The organism is Wolbachia endosymbiont of Zygogramma bicolorata, from assembly GCF_051130665.1.
GTDB lineage: Bacteria > Pseudomonadota > Alphaproteobacteria > Rickettsiales > Anaplasmataceae > Wolbachia.
Genome location: NZ_CP149530.1, coordinates 634,113 through 656,687 on the forward strand (window position 1 = coordinate 634,113; position 22,575 = coordinate 656,687).

The 22,575-nt window shown below is 34.4% G+C and carries 18 protein-coding genes, 1 tRNA gene and 1 pseudogene; 6 read left to right on the forward strand and 14 right to left on the reverse strand.

Going from position 1 to position 22,575, the window contains the following annotated elements:
- Nucleotides 1-2: 2 nt before the first annotated feature.
- Together WKH12_RS02970 and WKH12_RS02975 are read right to left on the reverse strand one after the other, a co-directional pair.
- Nucleotides 3-1,208, reverse strand: a complete 1,206-nt coding sequence (locus WKH12_RS02970) for a DNA modification methylase (RefSeq protein ID WP_264735726.1) — start codon at nucleotides 1,206-1,208, stop codon at nucleotides 3-5.
- A 120-nt stretch (nucleotides 1,209-1,328) separates the two neighbouring features.
- Nucleotides 1,329-1,784: a crossover junction endodeoxyribonuclease RuvC gene (locus WKH12_RS02975; RefSeq protein WP_264735727.1), complete on the reverse strand. Its 456-nt coding sequence runs from the start codon at nucleotides 1,782-1,784 to the stop codon at nucleotides 1,329-1,331.
- 327 nt (nucleotides 1,785-2,111) lie between these two features.
- On the opposite strand from WKH12_RS02975, the gene WKH12_RS02980 reads away from it, so the two are divergent.
- The 6 genes and pseudogenes from WKH12_RS02980 (at nucleotide 2,112) to WKH12_RS03005 (ending at nucleotide 8,829) form a co-directional block, all read left to right on the forward strand.
- On the forward strand, nucleotides 2,112-4,172 hold the full coding sequence (locus WKH12_RS02980; protein WP_434732608.1) for an AAA family ATPase: 2,061 nt from the start codon (nucleotides 2,112-2,114) through the stop codon (nucleotides 4,170-4,172).
- Nucleotides 4,173-5,199: 1,027 nt separating this feature from the next.
- Nucleotides 5,200-5,721 carry an RNA polymerase sigma factor gene (locus tag WKH12_RS02985; protein WP_179947489.1) on the forward strand — a complete coding sequence of 174 codons (522 nt, stop codon included), beginning with the start codon at nucleotides 5,200-5,202 and terminating at the stop codon, nucleotides 5,719-5,721.
- 58 nt (nucleotides 5,722-5,779) lie between these two features.
- Entirely contained in the window at nucleotides 5,780-6,595 is an 816-nt protein-coding gene (locus WKH12_RS02990) for an ATP-binding protein (protein ID WP_114517451.1), read from the forward strand.
- 21 nt (nucleotides 6,596-6,616) lie between these two features.
- Nucleotides 6,617-7,423 carry a helicase RepA family protein gene (locus tag WKH12_RS02995; protein WP_264735731.1) on the forward strand — a complete coding sequence of 269 codons (807 nt, stop codon included), beginning with the start codon at nucleotides 6,617-6,619 and terminating at the stop codon, nucleotides 7,421-7,423.
- Nucleotides 7,424-7,455: 32 nt separating this feature from the next.
- A pseudogene (locus tag WKH12_RS03000) lies at nucleotides 7,456-7,737 on the forward strand (hypothetical protein); the annotation flags it as partial.
- A gap of 77 nt (nucleotides 7,738-7,814) precedes the next feature.
- Nucleotides 7,815-8,829 (forward strand): IS630 family transposase gene (locus WKH12_RS03005; protein ID WP_434732009.1). Its coding sequence is split into 2 segments (ribosomal slippage): nucleotides 7,815-8,279 and nucleotides 8,281-8,829, totalling 1,014 coding nucleotides; the frame shifts between segments, so codons are not numbered across the junction.
- A 68-nt stretch (nucleotides 8,830-8,897) separates the two neighbouring features.
- Here WKH12_RS03005 and WKH12_RS03010 read toward each other — a convergent pair.
- From WKH12_RS03010 to WKH12_RS03065, 12 genes are all read right to left on the reverse strand, one after another.
- Nucleotides 8,898-8,969 (reverse strand) — tRNA-Cys (locus WKH12_RS03010).
- A gap of 5 nt (nucleotides 8,970-8,974) precedes the next feature.
- Nucleotides 8,975-9,871: a class I fructose-bisphosphate aldolase gene (locus tag WKH12_RS03015; protein WP_434732640.1), complete on the reverse strand. Its 897-nt coding sequence runs from the start codon at nucleotides 9,869-9,871 to the stop codon at nucleotides 8,975-8,977.
- A gap of 64 nt (nucleotides 9,872-9,935) precedes the next feature.
- The gene (locus WKH12_RS03020; protein WP_434732609.1) at nucleotides 9,936-12,242 is read right to left on the reverse strand and encodes an AAA family ATPase; all 2,307 of its coding nucleotides are present in this window, start codon (nucleotides 12,240-12,242) and stop codon (nucleotides 9,936-9,938) included.
- A gap of 204 nt (nucleotides 12,243-12,446) precedes the next feature.
- The gene (locus WKH12_RS03025; RefSeq protein WP_253309848.1) at nucleotides 12,447-13,673 is read right to left on the reverse strand and encodes a DEAD/DEAH box helicase; all 1,227 of its coding nucleotides are present in this window, start codon (nucleotides 13,671-13,673) and stop codon (nucleotides 12,447-12,449) included.
- A gap of 35 nt (nucleotides 13,674-13,708) precedes the next feature.
- On the reverse strand, nucleotides 13,709-13,960 hold the full coding sequence (locus WKH12_RS03030; protein ID WP_064124857.1) for a cold-shock protein: 252 nt from the start codon (nucleotides 13,958-13,960) through the stop codon (nucleotides 13,709-13,711).
- 174 nt (nucleotides 13,961-14,134) lie between these two features.
- Nucleotides 14,135-15,469: a TldD/PmbA family protein gene (locus WKH12_RS03035; protein ID WP_264735595.1), complete on the reverse strand. Its 1,335-nt coding sequence runs from the start codon at nucleotides 15,467-15,469 to the stop codon at nucleotides 14,135-14,137.
- A gap of 18 nt (nucleotides 15,470-15,487) precedes the next feature.
- Nucleotides 15,488-16,360, reverse strand: a complete 873-nt coding sequence (atpG, locus tag WKH12_RS03040; RefSeq protein WP_434732610.1) for an ATP synthase F1 subunit gamma — start codon at nucleotides 16,358-16,360, stop codon at nucleotides 15,488-15,490.
- Between the two features lie 209 nt (nucleotides 16,361-16,569).
- On the reverse strand, nucleotides 16,570-17,790 hold the full coding sequence (locus WKH12_RS03045) for a heme biosynthesis protein HemY (protein ID WP_434732611.1): 1,221 nt from the start codon (nucleotides 17,788-17,790) through the stop codon (nucleotides 16,570-16,572).
- Complete coding sequence (locus tag WKH12_RS03050) at nucleotides 17,787-18,518, reverse strand: hypothetical protein (protein ID WP_341821325.1); 732 nt, start codon at nucleotides 18,516-18,518, stop codon at nucleotides 17,787-17,789. Before WKH12_RS03050 ends, WKH12_RS03045 begins: the two co-directional genes overlap by 4 nt.
- Nucleotides 18,511-19,740: a lipoprotein-releasing ABC transporter permease subunit gene (locus tag WKH12_RS03055; RefSeq protein ID WP_434732612.1), complete on the reverse strand. Its 1,230-nt coding sequence runs from the start codon at nucleotides 19,738-19,740 to the stop codon at nucleotides 18,511-18,513. Before WKH12_RS03055 ends, WKH12_RS03050 begins: the two co-directional genes overlap by 8 nt.
- A gap of 133 nt (nucleotides 19,741-19,873) precedes the next feature.
- The gene (locus WKH12_RS03060) at nucleotides 19,874-21,163 is read right to left on the reverse strand and encodes a sugar phosphate nucleotidyltransferase (protein ID WP_434732613.1); all 1,290 of its coding nucleotides are present in this window, start codon (nucleotides 21,161-21,163) and stop codon (nucleotides 19,874-19,876) included.
- A 117-nt stretch (nucleotides 21,164-21,280) separates the two neighbouring features.
- Nucleotides 21,281-22,570, reverse strand: coding sequence for a hypothetical protein (locus WKH12_RS03065; protein WP_434732614.1), 1,290 nt, complete (start codon nucleotides 22,568-22,570; stop codon nucleotides 21,281-21,283).
- Nucleotides 22,571-22,575 lie beyond the last annotated feature (5 nt).

Sequence of the window (22,575 nt, forward strand, 5' to 3'; positions counted from 1 at the left end):
TTTTACAAATTTTCTTCTTGAATCTCTGAAAAAGTTTTACCAGTACCGGCTAAAATGGCATCTCTTCCCGTGTATACTTGCCAACGTTTTATGGTTACATCTACAAATTTTGAATCTAGCTCTATTGTCCTACAAATTCTTCCTGTTCTCTCACATGCAATCAGTGTGCTGCCAGAACCGCTAAATGGATCAAGTACTATGTCTCCTGGTCTACTGCTATTAACTATTGCTCTCTCCATTAGCTCTACTGGCTTCATTGTTGGGTGCAGTGAGTTATGTATTGGCTTATCATAAAACCATAGATCACTTTGATTTCTACCTCCATGCCACTCACGTTTATTGCCGCTTTTCCATCCATAGAGCATTGCTTCATATTGTCTCTGATAATCAGATCTTCCTAGCGTAAAGTGATTCTTTGCCCAAATGATAAATGTCGACCATTTTCCTCCTGCCTCCTCAAATACTTTTTGCAACGTTGAAAACTCTGATGATGATATGCAGATGTAAATTGCACCTTTCGTATATGCTAAAATATGGGAACAGATGTCATAGAGAAAAAGTTCGTACTTTTCACCTTGATTATCATTTAATATCTTTTTATCTTGACTATTACCATAATCAACGTTATATGGAGGATCACAAACAGTAATGTCTGCCATTTTATCATCTAACAGCGCTTTATATGATTCAACTACAGAGCTATCACCACAATAGATTCGATGATCACCTAAAATCCAAAGATCACCTGATTTTGTTACTTTTTTGTCATCAACAACTAAGTCAGAAAGATCTTCTTTTTCACTATCTAAATCATCAAGGAAATGTTGAACTTTTTCTAATTCAAATCCTGTCATTTTAAGATCAAACTGTAAATCTTCTAATTCTTGAATTTCCACCTTCAAAAGATCATCATCCCACTTTGCCCAATTAGCTGATTGATTTGCCAGTAATCGAAAAGCTTTGGTTTGTGGTTCATTTAGATTATCACTTAAGACTACGGGAATACTCTCCATACCAAGTTTTCTTGCTGCTTTAAGTCTTAAATGACCATCAACCACAGTTCCATCGCTTTTTACAACTATTGGTATACGAAAGCCAAATTCCCTGATTGAAGCACACATTCTGTTTACTACGTCATCATTTTTACGTGGATTACGCTCATATTCGACTAGATTTTCAACAGGATAGTAGTGGATTGCTAAATTCATATAATTACTGTACTAATTAAAAAGTTAATATTCAAAATATCTCTGACGCTAAAGAAGGCCTGGGGTTGAACCCACCAAACCCGCCAGTATGGCCGAAAGGACCCACTTTTACGGTATTTTTTATGTGTTAAAATCTTTACCAAGATTCATAGCGTAAAACATTAATGCCAAAGCATCCCCCTCATTATCATCTCTAGGTGAAAAACTTTTTTCACGTATCGCTTCAATAACTTCACTCTTACTTGCATTGCCTTTGCCTGTTATAAAGCGTTTTATAGTTTTAACATTAACACCTTTGTACGGCACATGATGTTCTTCACACCAAGCAGAGAGAACAGCCAAAAACCCACCGTAGCAATGAGCTGCATCAGTTCCTAGATGTCTTCTCACTTCTTCAAAATACACTGCAGTGAACTCATGTTTCAAAGAATTAAGCCAATTACGAAAATTCAAGAAGCACATGCCACCTCCGCTAAAACGGCTACCATGAAAACTTTTGCTTCCACTTTCAATTACTCCATTGGTTAGAATTGCCCAGCCTGTCTGTTTACCGAGGTCCAGTGTTAGGATTGACATTATTTAAAACTATAAGTAGCACTGATTCCAAAATATCGTCTGGTTCCTACAACGTACTATCAAAAAGCGGTTTATAGTTTTTTTGTTGGCCAACAACGGAAATCCGAGAATCTTATGCTACTTAACTAGAGAGAGGTTGCATTTCATTCTCCCCTTAATAATATAAGTTCAACTTTTTTCGAAAAAGTGTTCAGTTTTTTTGTTCTCTTGTTTCATCAATAAACTCACCAGAAAATTTTATAAACCATTGCAATAGTTGCAACTGCTGTACGTGTACACTTCTTCAAAAAACATTGAACTATATTAATTAAGGCAACTGGAGAGTTTATGTATTCACAGGATCATTTTTCAACAAAAGGGACAGCAGACCTAAAAACACAGCTTTTACAAAATATCAGATCTTGTCTTTCGTACTTATTACCTTACGGAACTTTTCACAAAAATGAGTTTCAAGTAGGTGATATCTGGGGTAATAAAGGAAAAAGTTTAAGAGTAGAACTGAGTGGCAGTAGAGCCGGTCTATGGAATGATTTTGCAACTGGAGAAGGTGGTGATATTATCGACCTTTGGGCAGCTGTGCATAGAAAGAATGCAAGGACAGAGTTTTCTGAGGTAATAGTTTCAATAAGCGAATGGCTTGGCAAACAACACACTAGAGAAAAAAAGAGTATCAAAGATCTAGAACAGTACATGACTTACAGCTGGAATTATTACGATGAAGACAACCAGATTATAGTTATAGTTTACCGTTATGACCCTCCTGAAGGAAAGAAAGAATATCGTCCATTTGATGTTAAAACGTTTAATTATGCTTCACCAGAAATAAGGCCTCTATATAATATACCAGGCATTTTAAAATCTGATAAAGTTGTTCTAGTTGAAGGAGAAAAATGTGCTGAAGCGCTGATAGAACAAGGAATTACTGCAACAACAGCAATGTCTGGAGCAAATGCACCTATTGAGAAAACAGATTGGACTCCACTTAAAGGTAAACACATTATTATATGGCCAGACAATGATGAAGCAGGTAATAAATACGCAAAAAATGCTGAAAAAAAGCTTTTAGAGATCGGAGTTGCATCACTTGTTGTTCTTAAGATTCCACAAGGTAAACCGAAAGGGTGGGATGCTGCAGATGGTGTACAAGAAGGTATAAATATTTCGGAATTCATCGAAAAAAAATCTACAAAAAAGCCACTTAACATTTTAGATTGGAGTGTGAGTCGTTATTTAGGTCCAGTACCAATACAAAGGTTTCTTGTTGAAGGTTTATTCCCTTTAGGTGTTACCTCAATAGTAGCTGCTATGGGAGATACAGGTAAAGGTATGCTTCTTCTTGATCTAGCACTTAAAGTTGCAAGTAACGCAGATCAAACATGCGGTTTTGGTCCACTTGTGACAGAACATGGATCAGTGGTAATTTTTTCAGCAGAAGATGATGCAGATGAAATACATCGTCGTCTCGATCGCCTTGATCCTGAAGGTAAAAGGGCAGAATATCAAGATAGGTTGTTTATTATACCTATACCAAATACAGGAGAACCTTTTTCTGTAGTAAAAACTAATATGCGTGGCAAATGTCCTGAAATTTCAGAAAAGTTTGCAGATATCAGAGCACAATTAAGCTCGATTAACAATTTAAAACTTATTGTTTTTGATCCATTAACATCATTTGTCCATGCAGATATAAATGCGGATCCAGAGATGGGATGGTACACAATGGGGTTACTTGCTAGTTTGGCAAGTGAAACAGGAGCAACTACAATTGTAGCACATCACATGAGAAAACCTAAATGTGGAGGACCAATCACAACTGTAGAGCAAGCAAGAGAGGCAATAAGAGGAACTACTGCACTTGTTGATGGAGTTAGGTGTTCTTTTGCATTATGGCCTGCTTCTGCAGACAATCAAAACATTGTATTTGAGACATTCAAGATGAATAAAGTTAATAATGCAGTATATCAAGGAGCTATAGTTAAATCTAATGGGTCAACAGATAGGAGTATAAGAACTTACTTGCGTTCTTCAACTGGCTTGCTTGAGGATATATCTGAAGAATTTAAGCTCAAAAAAATATCTGATGAATACTTAAAAAAGATACTTGTGCAAGCTATAGCAGTTTCAGCAGAAGAAGGGCACCCATTTACGCATACAGGTGGACCAGGGGTGTTTAAACAGCGGCATAGATTACCAGCTGCATTTCATGATATTAGTAGGCATAAACTTGAATACCTAGCACAAAGCTTATTAAACGAGCGTAAGATAATTAAAGGCATGGCTACACACTCAAAAGAAGATAAGTGGCTTGATATACCAACAGGACCATTTGCTAAGGGTAAAGGTGATTTTAATTTAGGTGCAGGAAAGTTTGAAATAGTTAACTTTTGAAAATTGTGAGCTTTTTTGTCTCTAGAAAGTACAGCAAAAATGATTTCCGGACTTACCCAATTTCCAACGTTTCCGGAGAATTTACCAAGTTTTGGAAATGAGATTGTATTGCAGCTAACTTATTGAAATTCGCCAACTTTCAGCTACTAAACATAAATAATGTTACGTTTCCATTTTCAAAAAATTTAGTCAATTTGGTAACACTCAAACCCGCTAGACTAGCTGCTTTCCAATTTCCGAAAACCTATATATTATATAATATATGTAAATAATACATACGTAGATATATAAAGTAATATAAATAAATATTAGAATAGAAACACATACTACTAGTGTCATGAAAACTAACAAGAAAAAATGCCAGTAATTATTTTTAAAACGATTCTTGACTTACTGAAACTTCAAACCTCATAAAAAGGCATTACTTTTACCAAAATTTTTATTTATTACCTGTGATTATGTTTTTTTTGTTGATTGCAGAGAAAATTTTTCAAGCCTAAAGAACAAATGGTTAGAGATTTTTTGAAAGGTCATTTCTGCAATAGCCAATTCTTGTTACCTCTACCATAAGGACGGTGACAAAATTTCCTTACCCTTTAAAACTCTTTAAGAGGTCCTTATAAACACTATTTGTAATTCAGATAATAGAAGTCATCTTTTTTTTAATTAATGCTTGTAAATCTCTTAAAAGCTCAAATAGAAGGCATTCTAAACAATTCTATTATTACAAAATAAACTTACAAGTAAGTTTACCGTTATTTTTATTCACTGTAAAGAAAAAAAATTTATATGAATGCCTTATTGAGAAAACTTAAAACGGAAATAACTCAAAGAAGAACTAGTCTCCAATATAAAAACATCTATAAGTATGTCTGAACAAATTTTGCAGATGGGGGATGCTTTAACAAAAAACACCTGAATATCAATAAGTTAATTTTTCTACATAGGGGACTGAGTTTCTTCCATGCCCTGCAAGATTGAGTCAATAGACTTCATTCTTAAGCCATATAACTGTTTATGGAGCTTTATGAAGTCTAAAAATAAATACTCTAAGATTAATTATATATTAGTTAAAAAGGTAAGAGATTATGCTAAATACATGAAGTCTTTCAGATGTTTTGCTCATGACACTCTTGAAGATATAGAACAAGAACTTTTTTGTGAGATCTGGCCTTGCCTCGAGCAACATGAGAAAAGCAAAAGCAGTTTTTCCTACTTTGCAGACAAAGTGATCAAAAATCGTGTTGTTAACCTTATAAACAAAAAACAACGTATGAAATATGGTGGAGATATTACCTTTCTTGACAATGAAATCTTGGATAGTTTAGTTGATAAAAATTGTGATTTTGAAAGCAAAGTTGCAGCATGTTCAGATGTTGAAGATCTTATTAAACAGTTACCACCACGTTGGCAAGATCTTTGTGAAAAACTCAAAGTTTATAATGTAGCTGAAGTTTCTGAAATTACTGGTTTATCGAGAACAACCATCTACAAGATTCTTAAACGAATAGGTGAAAAATTTCCACATCTAAAAACTTATATCTCGTAAAAAATAGTGAACACATATGCGCTAAATGTTGAACTTATATATATAGGGGGTAAAAACTATGACTCTAAAAATAATAAATAACGAAGAAAGAATAAAAACAGTCACAGGTGTGAAAATGGTAATCTTTGGACCTTATGGAATCGGTAAAACTAGCCTGCTTAAAACTCTTGTTGAATCGACAACGCTTTGCCTTGATTTTGAAGCAGGACTTCTTGCTGTTCAGGATTGGAAAGGAGATTCAATCAATATTCGCACTTGGAATGAAGCTAGAGACATTGCTTGTCTTATTGGTGGGCCTAATCCTGCGCTGAGGTCTGATCAAGCATACAGCCAAAGACACCATGAACATGTATCTGGTAAGTATAAAAATCTTCTTTCTGAAGTTTCTAAATACCGATGCATCTTTGTGGACAGTATAACCGTTGCTTCACGTTTATGTCTATTATGGGCAAAAATGCAACCTGAAGCTTTTTCTGAGAGATCGGGAAAACAGGATATGAGAGCTGCCTATGGATTACTTGCTCAAGAGATGATGGCTTGGCTCAATCAATTTCAACATATCAGAGACAAAGACACTATCATAGTTGGAACATTAGGTCAATATCTCGATGACTGCAATCGTCCAATTTGGCTACCTCAATGTGAAGGAGCTAAAACCGCTAGTGAGATTCCAGGCATTGTTGATGAGGTGATCAGCATGGTTGGAATTAAGAAAGATAATGGCACAGAAGTACGTTCATTTGTCTGTCATACCATTAATTCTTGGGGATACCCAGCTAAAGATCGAAGTGGTTGCCTTAATATGGTTGAAGAGCCGCATCTGGGTAAATTACTTGCGAAAATTAAAGCCAAAACTTTGGCTCCTATTGTTTAATTAAAAATTGGAGAAATTATTATGGAACAAAGCTTTTTCAATATCGGTCAAAAAATTCCCTTTTTCAGTGTGAAAGAATACTTGAATGATCAATCGCCAATACCAGAAGATATAATTTCACCAAGGATTTTAACAAAAAGAGGTCTATTGGTGCTGGGTGGCCCACCTAAAATCGGCAAAAGTGACTTTTTGATCTCTTGGCTTGTTTACATGGCTGCTGGTAGATCATTTCTCGGTATGACACCAAGTAGACCTTTGAAAATCTTCTACATGCAAACTGAAATTGAGTATGAATATATGAAAGAACGGTTGCAACAACTTCAACTGGATAACGAACTTTTGAATGTAGCTGCCAATAACTTAATTATCACGCCAAGAGTGCAATTATCATTTAGTAGTGAAGAAATAGATGAAATTAAAAATGTTGTTAAAGAGCGTTTCAAACCTGATATTATTGCGATTGATCCTCTTCGTAACATTTTTAACTCAAGTGAATATGGTAATGAAAATGACAACAGCGCTATGCTATTCTTTTTGCAAAAAACGCTTGAAAGACTGAGGAACATTATTAATCCAGATGCAGGTATAATCCTCACCCACCACACAAAAAAACTGTCCAAAAAGATGCTGGAAGAAGATCCATTTCAAGGCCTAAGCGGTGCTGGATCTTTACGTGGATTTTATAGCACTGGCATGGTGATGTTTGCTCATGATGAAGAAAGCACTACCCGTCAAATAGTGTTTGAGCTGCGAAATGGTGAACGTGTGGCAAGCAAGCTTGTCGATAAGATAAATGGTCGTTGGAAACTTGTAGACCAATGGAGTTGATTCTTTTTTTTACTTAATTTATAGGGAACAATATGCTAACAGATTTTTTAACTGATTTTAATAACGCGAAACTGCAAAGCAGTTTAATACCGAAAGGTACAACAGTCAAGGTAAAAATGGCAATAAAGCCTGGAGGTTATGAAAATTGGTTCACGAAAAGCTACACTACTGGCAGCATCTATTTAAACGCTGAATTTACTGTCACTGAAGGTCTATATGCAAAACGTAAGATTTTTCAAGTAATTGGCATTAAAAGTGGCAAAGCAAGCGTTGAAGAAGAAGATGTTTGGGCAGAATCTGGTCGTTCTATTCTTATACCAATTCCTAAAAATAAATAGAGGAATAAAGAAAAATTTCTAAAATAGAATAATTTAAGAATTAGTGGGGAGTTATGGCAGGAAAAAGTAAAGCAATAGGAGAAGAATTATATAATAAGTGTAACCTGGAATTAAAGAAGCACGGCATAAGAGGAGAGATAGGAAGAAGATTACAGGCAATAATATCTGCAAAAGAATATGGAATAACAAAAGTTGCTCAAATATACCGAATTACTAGAACTACATTGATGAAGTGGATTACAAGATTTAAGGAAGGAGGAGTCAATGCGTTTAAAATACAACCAGGACGTGGAGTAAAGCCGAAGTTGAGCTACAAGCAGCAAGAAGAAATTAAAAATGTCATAGCAGAAGAAGGAGCCAACCTAACGGCTAAGAAATTAAAAATCATAATTGAGAAAATGTTTTCTATTGAGGTAAGTAAGTCTACAGCACATAGACTGATGCAAAAGTTAGGTTTTTCGTATATTACTCCAAGGCCTGTGCACAATAAACAGGATAAAAATAAACAAGAAGAGTTTAAAAAAAAATCTTAATGAAACTATTGTCACGTATCCCGAAAAAGAGCTATTTTTCTTCGATGAGTCGCGGTTTGGCACACATTCAAAGATTGGACACGGGTGGTTTAAAAAAGGCATTAGGACACAGGTTAAGGTAAAATTAGGTAGGCAAAACTTTTATCTCTATAGTGCAGTTAATCCTAGAAATCGAGAGAGTTCTAGCTTATTCGTACCAAACGTCAATACTGATTGTATGAATATATTCCTTGAGCAGATGTCACAATATTTAGGAACAAGGGAGGCATTTCTTGTTGTGGATTGTGCAGGATGGCATAGATCCAAAGGTTTAAAAATACCACAAAATATTACCTTAATCTATTTACCTCCATATTCACCAGAGTTAAATCCAGTAGAGCGTTTATGGCAATATTTGAAAGACAATCTCATTAAAAATAGAATATATGACTCTGTTAGTTTATTGGAGGATACTGTATGTGCATTCATTCGTAATATTACGGAAAGTTCGATCAAAACCATTTGTTCTGTGAGTTATTTGCCTACTTATTTATGAGATTTGGTATTACACACTTAAAGCTACTGTTGAATTGAGCAACTTTTACAAGATATAGAAAATGAAAGAGGCCGGGACCGGAATTGAACCGGTATAAAAGGATTTGCAGTCCTCCGCATAAGCCATTCTGCCACCCAGCCGTTTTTTATGTGTAGATATCCATTATATCTTTTAGCATAGATAAAGCTTCTTCTTTTTTTCGTTGAAAAGTGTTACGCCCAATGATTGAACCATTACCACCACCCTGCTTAATTTCTTTCGCTTCATTGCGTATGTCATCTACTTCCTTCGATTCACCACCAGAAAAAACTACTATTCTTTTCCCTGCAAAACAAGACCTTTTAACATATTCAATTCTTTTAGATAATGATTCAATATTTTTTGCTTCTATTTTCTCTCTTTCCAAATATTTAGTTGGAAGTTTTACTTTGATTATATTAGCGCCAAGTAAAGCTGCTATGTGCGCAGCATAGGCAATAACATCAACTGCTGTTTCACCTTCTTTGGAAATTCCTTCACCACGTGGATAAGACCATAGCACTACTGCAAGCCCATAAGATTTGGCTTCAGCTACGATTTCACGGGCTTCTTCCATCATATCAAAACACTTAGCAGAACCAGGATATATAGTAAATCCAACAGCCAAGCAGCCCAAACGCAGTGCATCTTTCACAGAAGAGGTTATTGCTTGATCAGAAGTCAGATTTTTTGAATGTAAGGAGTTGGAACTATTAAGTTTCAAAATAAGTGGGAGCATTCCAGCATAAGTTGAAGCACCAGCTTCAATCATACCAAGTGGAGCAGCATATGCACTTACTCCCGAATCAACTGCAAGCTGAAAATGATAATGTGGGTCATAAGCATCAGGGTTAACTTCAAAGCTTTTTATTGGCCCGTGCTCAAATCCTTGATCTACTGGCAGAATCACTAACTTGCCAGTACCGCCAAGCTTTCCATGCATGAGAATACGAGTAAGATTTGCTTTTACCCCGGGGTTTTCACTTTCGTAGTAGCTTAGGACTTGTTTTACTTTATCACTTATCACTATAATTCAAATTAAATTTAAGTTATAAATTGTAACAAAGATGAAGTTCAATACAAGGATTTTAAACTATATCAAAAGCAATTTTATTTTCTACTTTATTCATATAGATTCTTAATTTCTTTCCTTTTATTAATTTACGATTCAGTATTTCTTCCGCTAAGTAACTTTTTATCTCTTTTTCAATAAGTCTCTCTATCGGACGTGCTCCCATTTCCTTACTATAACCCATTTGTACAAGATAAGATTTCACTTCATCCTCTACCAAGCAGTTTATGCCTTTTTGCGTCAGTTGCTTTTTCAGTTCTAGGACAAATTTATCCACAATATGCAAAATCACATCCGTACTTAAGTCAGAAAAAGAAATAATCGCATCAAGACGATTACGAAATTCAGGGCTAAAAACCTGTTCTATTGCTTTTTCGCTATCACCAATGTTAAAATTTTTATGCCCAAAGCCAACAAAACTTTTGCTGCGTTCAACTGCTCCTGCATTAGTTGTCATAATTAAAATTATATTGGAAAAGTTAACTTTACGTCCGTAAGTGTCTGTAACACAACCATAATCCATAATTTGTAGCAATATATTATAGATATCGCTATGGGCCTTTTCAATTTCATCAAGCAGCACAACACTATATTGATTGTTAGATACAGACTCTGTGAGTAATCCACCCTGATCATAACCTACATATCCAGGAGAAGAACCAATCATCCTTGATATCGTATGAGATTCAATATATTCGGACATATCAAAGCGTATAAGATTCATGCCCATGCTTTCTGCTAATTGTTTTGCTAGCTCGGTTTTACCAACACCGGTTGGCCCTGCAAAAAGATAATTTGCTAAAGGCTTATTGTAATTTCTCAACCCAGATTTAGCAATTTTAATAGAATTAACAAGAGATTCTATTGCCTGCTCTTGGCCAAAAATCACCTTTTCTAGATTAGCTTTTAAAGACTTTACTTTCTGCAAATCATCAGATTCAGATCCGCAAGGCACATTTGTAATTCTAGTAATGGTATTCTTAATATCTCTACTATTTACAATTTTACCCCTGTTTCTTAGCAATTTACAATATGCCCCTGCCTCATCAATAACATCAACCGCTTTATCAGGTAATATTCGCCCAGTAATATACTTATGCGAAAGTTCAGCCGCAGACCTAATGGCATTCTTTGTATAATATACTCCATGATACCCTTCATAGTAGTGCTTTATGCCATCTAGTATCTTTATCGTTTCATTAACAGAAGATTCTTTAACATTAATTTTTTGAAACCTTCTTGCTAGTGCTTTATCTTTTTCAAAACTAGTGCTGTACTCTCTATATGTAGTTGCACCTATACAACGTAGTGTACCTCTTGCAAGCGCAGGTTTGAGTAGGTTACCTGCATCAAGAAAGCTACCACTTGTAGAACCTGCTCCAATGATAGTGTGTATTTCGTCAATAAAAAGGATAGCACCTGGTTTTACCTCAATCGCTTTTATTATAGATTTTATTCTCTCTTCAAAATCACCTCTGTAGCGTGTCCCTGCAAGGAGTGATCCTAAATCCAAAGCATAAATTATACTGGACCTGAGCGCACTCGGAACACTGCCTTCAATGATCTTGAGTACCAAACCCTCAACTATTGTTGTTTTGCCAACACCTGGGTCTCCAACATATAAAGGGTTGTTTTTTCTACGCCTCAATAATATTTCTATAGTGCGATTTAATTCATAATCACGACCAATAACATAATCTATTTTTTTGCTTCTTGCATAGTCATTTAAATTTTTACAATAACTTTGTAGAATTTCCTCATCTTTTAGTAGCTCACCTTTATTTACTGTAGTAGGAGCGTCATTATTTTTATCAAGTTTTACTTTATGATTGGTGGTGTATTCATCTATATCGCTCAAGTATTTCATATTAGATATATGGTAAATCAAATTGGAATCTTTCACACTTTGTTTCTGCAATAGATCTTCAACGTATAAATCTTGCCCAGACAAAATTTCTACTAGAACACTTGCTCCATTTATTTCTTTTTTCCCCAAGCTATGAGCCCGTATTATTGCTCTGTGTATTATGCATTGAAACATTGAGCTAGGTTTAACTCCACTGATAATCAATTCAGAACTGCTTTGTAAAAACCCTTTTATATTATTATTACAATCATTAGCCTTAATATTGCATCTTGATAGAATGTTATCCATATTGATGATTTCATCGGCTCTGATATTACATCTTGATAAAACGTAATTTACATCCACGTCTTTAGTTAACGCCAGCAATAAATGTTCTACTTTCGCATATTTTAGATTAAAATTAGAAGCAATGAGTAGCGCTCTATTCAAACTTGCCTCTAAGTTTTTGGAAATCATCTCCTATTCTCTTTAAAAGTGGGAACTCATATATAATGAATAGCACACAATTATTAAAAAAATTGAAATCCAGCAGTTCGCTGTAGCCAATTTGAATCCCCTCTCTGGATCTACGTCATAGCACCGCGATATCTCAACATAGATTCCGCTAATGAGTAGCGGAATGACAAGTTTTACGCTTATCAAGTTGTAGGTAAATCCTATTTAATATGCTTTTTCTAGTACTCTGCTTTTCTTCTTAAATGCATTGATCTTTTTTCTACCGTATTTAGTCTTTAACGTACTTGGCCTTTTAAAGACCTTTTTGCTATTACGTTTTTTAAATTGCACACTACAATCAAAATTTGGCTCTCCTTCTTTGTCTGCCAATGCAGGCAGTCTTCTCTTATCTTGAGGTGTAACAAAAGATAGCGCATGCCCTTCAGCTCCAGCACGTGCAGTTCTGCCTATACGATGAATATAGTCAGCTTGCGATTGTGGTGCATCATAATTGATAACATGTTGAATGTGGGGAATATCAAGGCCGCGAGAAGCAACATCTGTTGCAACCATGATTTGATTGCGGCCACGACGAAAAGAATTAATGACCCTTTCGCGCTTGTGCTGCCTTAAATCACCATGAATTGCTAAAGCGCTATAGTCATCTTTGTGCAATCTGCTAGCTAGCTGATCCGCTCCTTGCTTTGTTTTGACAAAGATAATGATTGATCCTTCGCGCTGACATAGTTGTGTAACAAGCTTTTCATATTTTTCTGATTCTGATGCATAAACAATCTCTTGCTTAATTTTTACAGAAGTTGTAGTCTCACAATCAACAGAAATACGTTCTGGTCGATTAAGGTACTTCTCAGTAAGTTTAACTATATCACTAGGAAGAGTTGCAGAAAACATAAGAGTCTGCCGTATTTTTGGCAGATATTTCATGATCCCTTCAATTTGAATTCCAAAGCCCATATCAAACATACGATCCGTTTCATCAAGCACAAGAACGCTAACATTGCGAGTAATCAAAGTTTTACGCTCAATATGGTCTATAATACGACCAGGAGTACCTATTACAATTTGTGGTTTTTTCTGAAGCTGATTTAGCTGCCTAAAAATAGGCTCACCACCAATCAATAAAGCGACCCTTAGTGCAGAATTTTGAAATAAGAGTTTTCTTATCTCATTTGTTACCTGATGCGCAAGCTCCCTGGTTGGCACGATGACTAAAGCTGAACCAGTGTTAGGCTCATTCAGCAACTTAGCAACCAACGGAATAGCAAATGCCAAAGTTTTTCCAGTTCCCGTTTGAGCAGACCCAAGAATATCTTTACCTTGTAGCGCTAAGGGAATCGCTTGTATTTGAATCGGAGTTGGGACGAAAAGATTATTTTTATCTAGAGCTTGTGTAAGCGAAGCTGGGAGACCCATCTCATAAAAATTATTCACAATACGTTAACCCTATTAAAAGACTTCATAATAGATTAATCTTCCAATCTTAAATTTATTGCAGATTTTTTATCTTCTCCGTTTCTACCGCGCTCCTCTTTAACCTCATAACTCACCCTTTCTCCTTTTATCCCCTTCTCTTTATTCTCTCCTTTAAGTGTCTCAGGCCTTATTCCTGAACGTTCCAACGTGCTAATATGTACAAAAACGTCACCCCCTTTACCTTCTGGCTTGATGAAACCATAGCCTTTTTCGGCATTAAACCATTTTACATTACCAAATTCCATTTAAACAACTCCTAAATTATTAATTAACATTACTAATGTGATGAAAAACTTTGAAATTACGATTGAGAATGCTTTAAGCTTAGCTATTGAAACTAAACCTTTATACTCCATAGTCTATTCTTAACATTACATGACAATAATACACAATTGTTGTACTTAATGCAAATAAATTTTTTAATCGTTAAGCGAACCTGCAACCGTCATTTCGCTAACTTTAATCGTTGGTGAATTAAATTGCCCACAAAAAGTTAGATCATCTGCAACGACTAAATTGCTAAACATATCCTTCAAATTGCTAGCAATGGTAATCTCATGTATTGGATACGTTATTTTTCCATTTTCTATAAAAAATCCGGAAGCGCCTTGGCTGTAATCGCCATTGATTAAATTAACACCAAAACCAAATAAATCAGTTACATATATTCCCTCTTTCACTTCCTGAATTAATTCTTCAAACGATACATTACCATTCTCAATGTAGAGGTTACTAGCTGCAGGAATAACTGCAGCATTACTTGCACGAGTTGCACTTCCGGTTGTTTCTGAGTCTAATTTTCTAGCCGAGTATAAGTCTAAAATCCAATTTTGTAATATTCCGTTTTTTACAAATATATTTTTCTTGCTAGTTATCCCTTCTCCATCAAATGGTCTCGATGCTATGCCTCTTGGCAACAATGGATCATCGATAATATTAATTCTATCGTTGAAAATCTGAGCGTTTAAACTACCCCTCAAGAAAGAACTGTTGCTTATAATACTGCTCCCATTTATAGCAGAAGCAAAACTTTTTACTAGCCCTTTTGCTGCTCTTTTTTCAAAAATAACTGGAAATTTACCAGTTTTAATTGTACGTGAATTCAATTGATCAACTGCTCTTTTTGCTGCTTCTTTTCCCATTAACTCTGGCAACTTTAAATCACTAAAATTACATGCTATATCATAATCGTAACCAACCTTCATTTCACTTTCTCTTCCAGCAACAACAGAGACCTGATTAGCAAAGGTTGATTTACTAAACGAGCCAATAAAACCAGAAACAGTCGATAATACTGTATTCACTAAAGCGTATGAAGAAGAGGCTCCTTCAGAATTAGTGATACTCTTATGTGTAAGGGCTGAATTTTCTGCAGCTTCAGCAATTTCTTTTAGGTTATCAACGGTTACAACATTATTATCTGAGATACTTAAATCTGCAGAAGAGATATAATTACTACCATTTACAGCAAAATTAATGCAAGGATCTTCTGGCGCATTCTTTGCCATTTCTACCACTTGGCTTACCGTATCACTAAGATTATTCAAATCGTTTGTAGAAATATACGCAGCTTTGTTTTTACCTGCTATAGCTCTGATTCCTACAGTGCAATTTTTAGATTGTGATATTTGCTCAATTTTTGATAGACGCTGAGAAACTGAAGTCTTATTAGTTTCATATATTGTAACTTCCGCATCTTGATTCTGCTTTTTTATTAATTTAGTGATATCTGCTGCAATATTTAATATATTCATTTTCTATTCCTTAGATTTTTATAAAGACTCTGCACCACCTATAACTTCAATTAAATCAGTTGTAATTGCTGCTTGACGAGAACGATTATAAAGCAATGCTAGTTTGTTCAGCATCTCTTTAGTGTTTCTGTTTGCTGATTCCATAGCAACCATCCTAGCACTATTCTCACTTGTTGCACTTTCAAGCAAAGCAGAGTAAAGAGCAATTACAACGTAATCTTGAACCAAAGATTTTAAAATAAATTCAATATTTTGTGGTTCATACTCATAGCCGTAATCTGTTGTTGGACCAGCCAGAGAGTTGTCAATCAAGGATGAGTCTTCACTCCATGGTTTTATTGTTTCCAACATTGGTTTTTGCGTGAAGGTATTATAGAATTTACTATAAAAAACTTTAACTTTATCGTATTTACTTAAATCTATACCATCAACCAAAGCTTCTACGTGCTTTAACGTGATCCCCTTACTATTTTCAATTTTTAAGATACTTTTAGAGTCAAATCTATTTTTACCTACATCAAAAGCTTTTTTACCAAGAAATACAATATCTACTTTTTTGCCATTTGCGATTGACTTATTTACACGCTCTTGACTAAATTTGACAATAGAAGAGTTAAAGTTGCCGCACAAGCCACGATCAGACGCAACAATGAATACTAGGTAAGAACCGTCGTTACTGACATTTAGAATTTTTGCCAGTAATTCTTGATCAGCTGATAGCATTAATGAAGAAATAATGCTATGCAGCTTAGATATATATAATTTTGAATTTGATAATTTCTTTTGGCTTTGTAATAACTTTGCTGCAGAAACCATTTGCATTATTTTCGTGGTTTTCTGTACAGACCTAATATTCTTAATTCTTAATGATAATTCCTTTAAGCTCTTCATTTTGTATACAACCCTGATTTATTAAAATATATAATTGTTAGTGTCTAAAAGCAAGTTTTTTTGACATTAGAACCAAGTCTAACTAAAAAACTTGCAGGTTTATTATTTTGAAATAAGGGTTATATTAAGAGATCTACTCCAAAAATTGTTCAATAGAGGTCTTTGATGGTAATTTCCCATATATTATTATCATCACACTTTGTGGAACCTTATAATATATAATAAACGCAATTAAAACTATTGCAATTTGAACATTTATGATCCCATTGCTTTAGTTCTCTGTTACAATTTTTACACTTCCAGCCCGGATCAGGCAAAGCTTCTGAGCCCATCTTGTTTAGCCAATAAATTACCTTGTCGTGTTCTTGCAATGTAACCTTAAGTTGTATTACAATAAAGTAGATTGACATGTAATGAGCCTTTTTCATAGCAGTGTCTAAATATTGACTTGCAAGATCATATTTACCTGAACTCATTGAGGACAAAGCAAGTAAACAGTAACTAAAATAATAATCAGGGCGTAAGTTGTATAGTCTTTCAGCACCTTTACTATTTAAATTGATGTACATTTTAGCTGACTGAGGAGTAGGATTTACTGCATATTCTGCCTCTAGCACTGCAGAAGCTTTTCTGATTTTTCCAAGTTTAATATATAATTCTGCCTTTAAATAATTAATGGGCCGAAAAGTTGCATAATAACTTTGTGCTCTGAGTAAAGACTTTATAGCCCCTTTAAAATCCCCTTTACTTTCATATTGTTTTGCCAAAGCACAATAAAAAACTGCAAACATTTCTTTATGGTCAAAGGGAAGAAAAATATTGAACTTAACTGCTTCTCTCAACTTCAAAATTGCATTAATCCAATCTTCTTTCAATATGCAATGCTCTATTTGAAAGGGAATAGATAGCATTTTATCATTAATTGAACTAGAGCAATATTCTATAAATTTTTGAAAGACTACTTTTTCTTGTTTGAGGTGAACAATCAGCTTATTGGCCAGAAGTAGAGCTAAGTTACGATTTTTATTTGCAATATTTGTTAAACCGTTACTGAAAAAGCTGTAATTTCCCGTCTTACCTGAGTTAAAGAGCTTTATTAAAGACAACCTATCGCTCTTCTCATTTAGACTTTTAACTACCTTTTGGGCATTCTCTATATTGTTTAAGTCTATGCTAAAGAAAGCTTCAAAGAGAAGCAATTCTTCCCTATCCCTTCTTCTATTTCTTATGTTGGCAAATGTTGATAAAATGGAGGAAAAAAAGCGTACAAGTGTAATTAATAAAAATAATAAAACTACACAAGTAAAAATAATGAAATATAGATCAATACTTATAGTGTAATTGCCTAATTCCAATTTTATTACTTCACCACTTACCTTGACCCATATGCCAAATAAAAACGAAAGAGCGAAAATTATAAAATAAATCATGAGATATATTGTAATAAGTGATGATATATTGTTGAAATATTCTTAGAAGCTACAATAAAACCATTCAATTTATTCAGCCATGGCTTGAATTCTGAATGCGTTAAATTGCTTACTGTAACAGTTATATTTTGCCAATCATTATCGTTTATTGACTCCTCAATTTCTGCGAATTTTGCCCTTAATGGGTCATTTTTATCTTGTATTCTAATCCAGTTTGAAATGATTTTTTTAGACAATGTACTTTTATTGTAGTTAATAACAGCAATGGTCTTCTCAAAAGATAACTTCAACTCACGTAAAGTATCTACCTCTTTCAAACTTTCCAATTCATTTACTGCATTTTCTATCTCTGGATCATCAAGCTCTGATATCAAAGGCTTTATTGAATTTATATGATTATCAAATTTTGCTTCTCGCAATAACGAATTCTTCATTTTAACTACAAGTAGCAGCAATCTTGCGAGGTTCTTATACCTTGAGCTACCATCACCTTGCTCACATTGAGTGTGCAGACCTCTCTTTAAGTCAAATATCTTTTTTTCTACCCTGGATTGATTAACTTCAAGTGACATTCTGAATTCATCTATTTTTTCCGTTAAAACATTTATATTGTCTTCGCTTTCTTGCTGACTTATTTTTAAAAAGATTATGTTATTTATTGTGATGTAACCGGTAAATAACAATACAATTAAGAACCAACCTATGTACTTTTGCTGAGTATCATTCATAACGTAGTATCTCCGCAGGATCTTGTGCAGCTGCCTGCAATGCAGGAGCAATTGTCGCTAAAAATGATAAGAGTAACGCAAGTGCAGAAATACTTACTACATCTTGAGGGACTAATATCACCGGTAAACTTGAAAAAAAGTATATCATAGGATCAAACAGCTTGACGTTAGTAATGTTTTCTAAAAACACTCTAATACTTTCGATATTGAGAGAAAAAACGACACCTATAATACAGCCAAGACAAGTTCCCGTAAAACCGATTAATAGACCACAAGCGCAAAATATGCGCATAATGCTTCCACTTGTTGCACCAAATGTACGCATAATTGCAATCGCGGATTTCTTTTCTTGCACTATCATCATTAAATTTGAGATAATATTAAACGCTGCTACAACTATAATCAAAGTAAGAATTAAAAACATCACATTTCTTTCAGTTTTTAAAGCACTAAAATAATGGCTTTGCTGTGATTGCCAACTTTCAGCTTTCATTCCTATTTCTTTTTCTATAGCATCTGCCAGCTTATCAGCTCTAGTAACGTCGTCTACAAGTACTTCTATATTTTTTATGCTATTTTCATAATTAAAAAAGGCTTGTGCTGATTTTAGAGGCATATATATCAAGGTATTATCATACTCAAACATACCCATACCAAATATTGCTATAACTTTATATTTTTTCATTCGCGGCATTTCACCAAGTAATGCATCAAATTCTTCAGATGATATAAACGTAATTTTGTCGCCATAGTCAACGTTCAAAGCTTCTGCCAATCGTGCTCCTATTATTATCCCTTCATCAAATTTTTTTACATCACCTATAATTACATTATTTGTAATGGTAGTACTATCAAGCAAATCTTTAGTTGACACACCTCGCACTACGCTACCTGCAATTTTACCATTTGCTACAATAATAACTTGATCATTGGTCATAGGAGTAGCTTTTAATATACCAGGAATTTTCTCAATAGATTTCGAAACTGTGCAGTAATCTGAATTTATGTTCCTATCAAAATAAACATTAATATGGCCATCAATGCCAAGTATTGAGTCAAGCAACTTTGCTCTGAATCCGTTCATCACAGACATCACCACTATTAGTGTTGCAACTCCAAGGGCAATGCCGATAATAGAGAACAAAGTCATTATAGAGCAAAATCTGGCATTTTTCGCTCGCAAATAGCAAGCAGCCATAGTAATTTCAAAGGCAATGGACATTACAAAATATTTTGAGGTTAAACATTATATTCTTGAAACTTCGTATAATTGTAGACTTTTCTTTATTTGAAAACTAGATATTTTTACTCCTTTAAATTTAGCAGACTTATAGAGTATCTTTAACATTAGAATTTCAAAATCTTCCATATACATCATCCAATCTCACTATATCATTATCAGATAAATGCTCTCCTATCTGAAATTCAACTATTTCAAGTGGAGAGCTTGTGCTTCTATTTTCAATCCTATGGGAAACTTCCCTTGGGATTTCTATCATATGGTCTTTTACTATAGCATATTCTTTGTCGCCTAAACTAACATACCCAACTCCCGATAGTACTATATGGTATTCATCTCTATAGTGATGGAATTGCTTAGAAGTGCAGCTTAATGGATTTATAAAAAGATATTTTATAAGAAAATTTTCGCCTATTAAAATTATACTACAAAATCCCCATGGCTTGATTTCTCTTCCTATCGCTTTTGCTTTCTTAACCTTATTAATAAACGATATTAGGCTTTTGTTTGGTTGCTTATAAGCTCCACCCAATAAATTTTTATTACTTTCTGTCGTTGAAACTGGCTCTCTTTTTTTTGTTACATGTCGGAATGACGACGTAAACTTCTCACTCAATTCTAAAACTGAATTCCAAGTTCCAACATCCAGCCAATCGAAATTAGCTTCTATCATTGCAACGTTTTTTGCTTTTTCCATTACCAAGTAATCAATAGAGACGCCTTCAATTCCTGCAAAATCTCGTTGTTTTAAATACAGAAATCTCTCTTGCGGTGTGAAATGTTTCACACTTGCAAAACATAAATTATAAAGAGTCGGGGCAGATTTTTTGATCTCATCTATATAGCGTTTTGCTTTGAACACAAATATTCCAGAATTCCAATCATAATCATTACTTAATACATGCTCAGGTTTCTCTATGAAATCCTTTACTATATGATACTTTTCCTTATGATCATAAACTGCATTTATATAGCCGTATTCAGAATTGAATTCATGAGGCTTAACTCCAAACGTAACTATAGAGTTAGTTTCAGAAGCTAGCTGAGATGCTTTGTGAGCAGAAGCATAAAAATTATTCAAATCACCTATAAAATGGTCTGAAGGCAGAATTAACATTATCTCGTTTTCATTGCAGAGAAGCGCAGCAATTAATATCGCTGCTGCTGTTCCAATTTTCACTGGTTCGAAAATCACTTTATATTCTCGCAGCGCATGCAACTCCTTCTTCACTAACGACTCGTACTGTATATTTGTGGCAATTATGGGTGGCATATAACCACTTTTTAGCCTCAATAAAGTGTTCTGAAACATAGTGTTATGGCTAAATATTTTTTGAAATTGCTTTGGCTTCGATAAAGGCCAAAGTCTGCTGCCACTACCACCACATAGTATTACAGGGCGCATATAGTTAAGAAAATTAATTAAATAATTAATACCTTATGCTAATAGTAAAATGCATGCAAGTTTTTGTTGTGGAATAGTTAATAAAGAAAGTAAATGTTAATTTAAAGTAGTGGCCGGTTAGCGAGGAGGTAATTGAAATTTTTCGTCTTGCAATGAACTCCGTCTGCTTAGTACTTCATTAACATGAGGAGTATCACTCACTTTTTCAACATCTGCTTTTTTAGACGCAGCTATTTTCTCATTACTTTTGTTTTGCAACTTCTCCTTCTTTAAGCTTTTTCCAATATCTGGTTCTCTAGATTTATCTATACTTTCACTACTTTTATTTGACAGCTTCTCTAAGTCTTTTTCAATACCTGGCCTTCTAGCGTTAAGCTCATCCCATGTGACCACTAGACTAAGTGGCTTATGATCCTTTTGCCCTGGCTTTAGCCTTTCTCCACCTTTAATAACATTAAAGTCACTTTTTGCTTCTTCCCAACATCCTTTCAATTGGTGTTTCCACATAGTGAAGTAAGCATCACCATACTTCTTCTTATCTGCTACAAATAATAAAATTGGAGCCTTAAGTATGGTAGCTCCCATATTCACTAAATTTTTTACTGCCATTGCAGGGGTGAACAAAAGATAGCCAAAAGACTTTGCAATTGGGTTTTGTTTGCTTATTAAATGCTCCCCTAACTTTATAGGAAGAGAAGTCAACAATTTAGTACAAACTTTAGCCAAGCTTGCAACGAAAATAATAGGAACAGATATAAGACTTTTATCTAGCTCCAAGTTATTATTCTGATCTCTAATTTCTGAAAAATGGGTGCTTAGCTTCTTGTAATCACTAGTGTATAGTAATTTTCCATTTCTTCCTTTTTCATCAACAACTTCCTGAACTTTACCTTCTTTATTTTTTACCTCTTTAGTTAGCACAGAAGAGTTAGTTAATTCAAACGGATATTGAGAATCCTTAGTTTTTTCAGCTTCAAAAATTGGAATATGTTTTTCAAGATCGATTTTTAAAAACCCAAATGGTTTATAATATTTACTATAATAACTACGATTGCTACTGCGAAACTCGCGTGCATCTTTATCTGGGTCAACTAAAAAGTTAATAGTGAAGTAGTGAAATTTTACACTTTTCTCTTTACTTCCAGTGCTTTCAACAGGAGCTAAATCAAAACTTGGTTGTCTTCCATCTTTGTCTTCCTCGCCATATAAAAGTTTATATATAGTCTCATCCTTGCTATTCTTAGCTTCTATAATTTTCCCAGATTTTACAATTTCATCGTAATTTTTTGGGTACTGACATTTCCTTCTATCATACGTAATTACCTTTCTAAGGTCTTTTACATAAGTTGTGCTAGGCTCAGATGAAGTAAATAGGCTCCTTACTCCTAGCGTAAGACTTGCAAGCATATTGT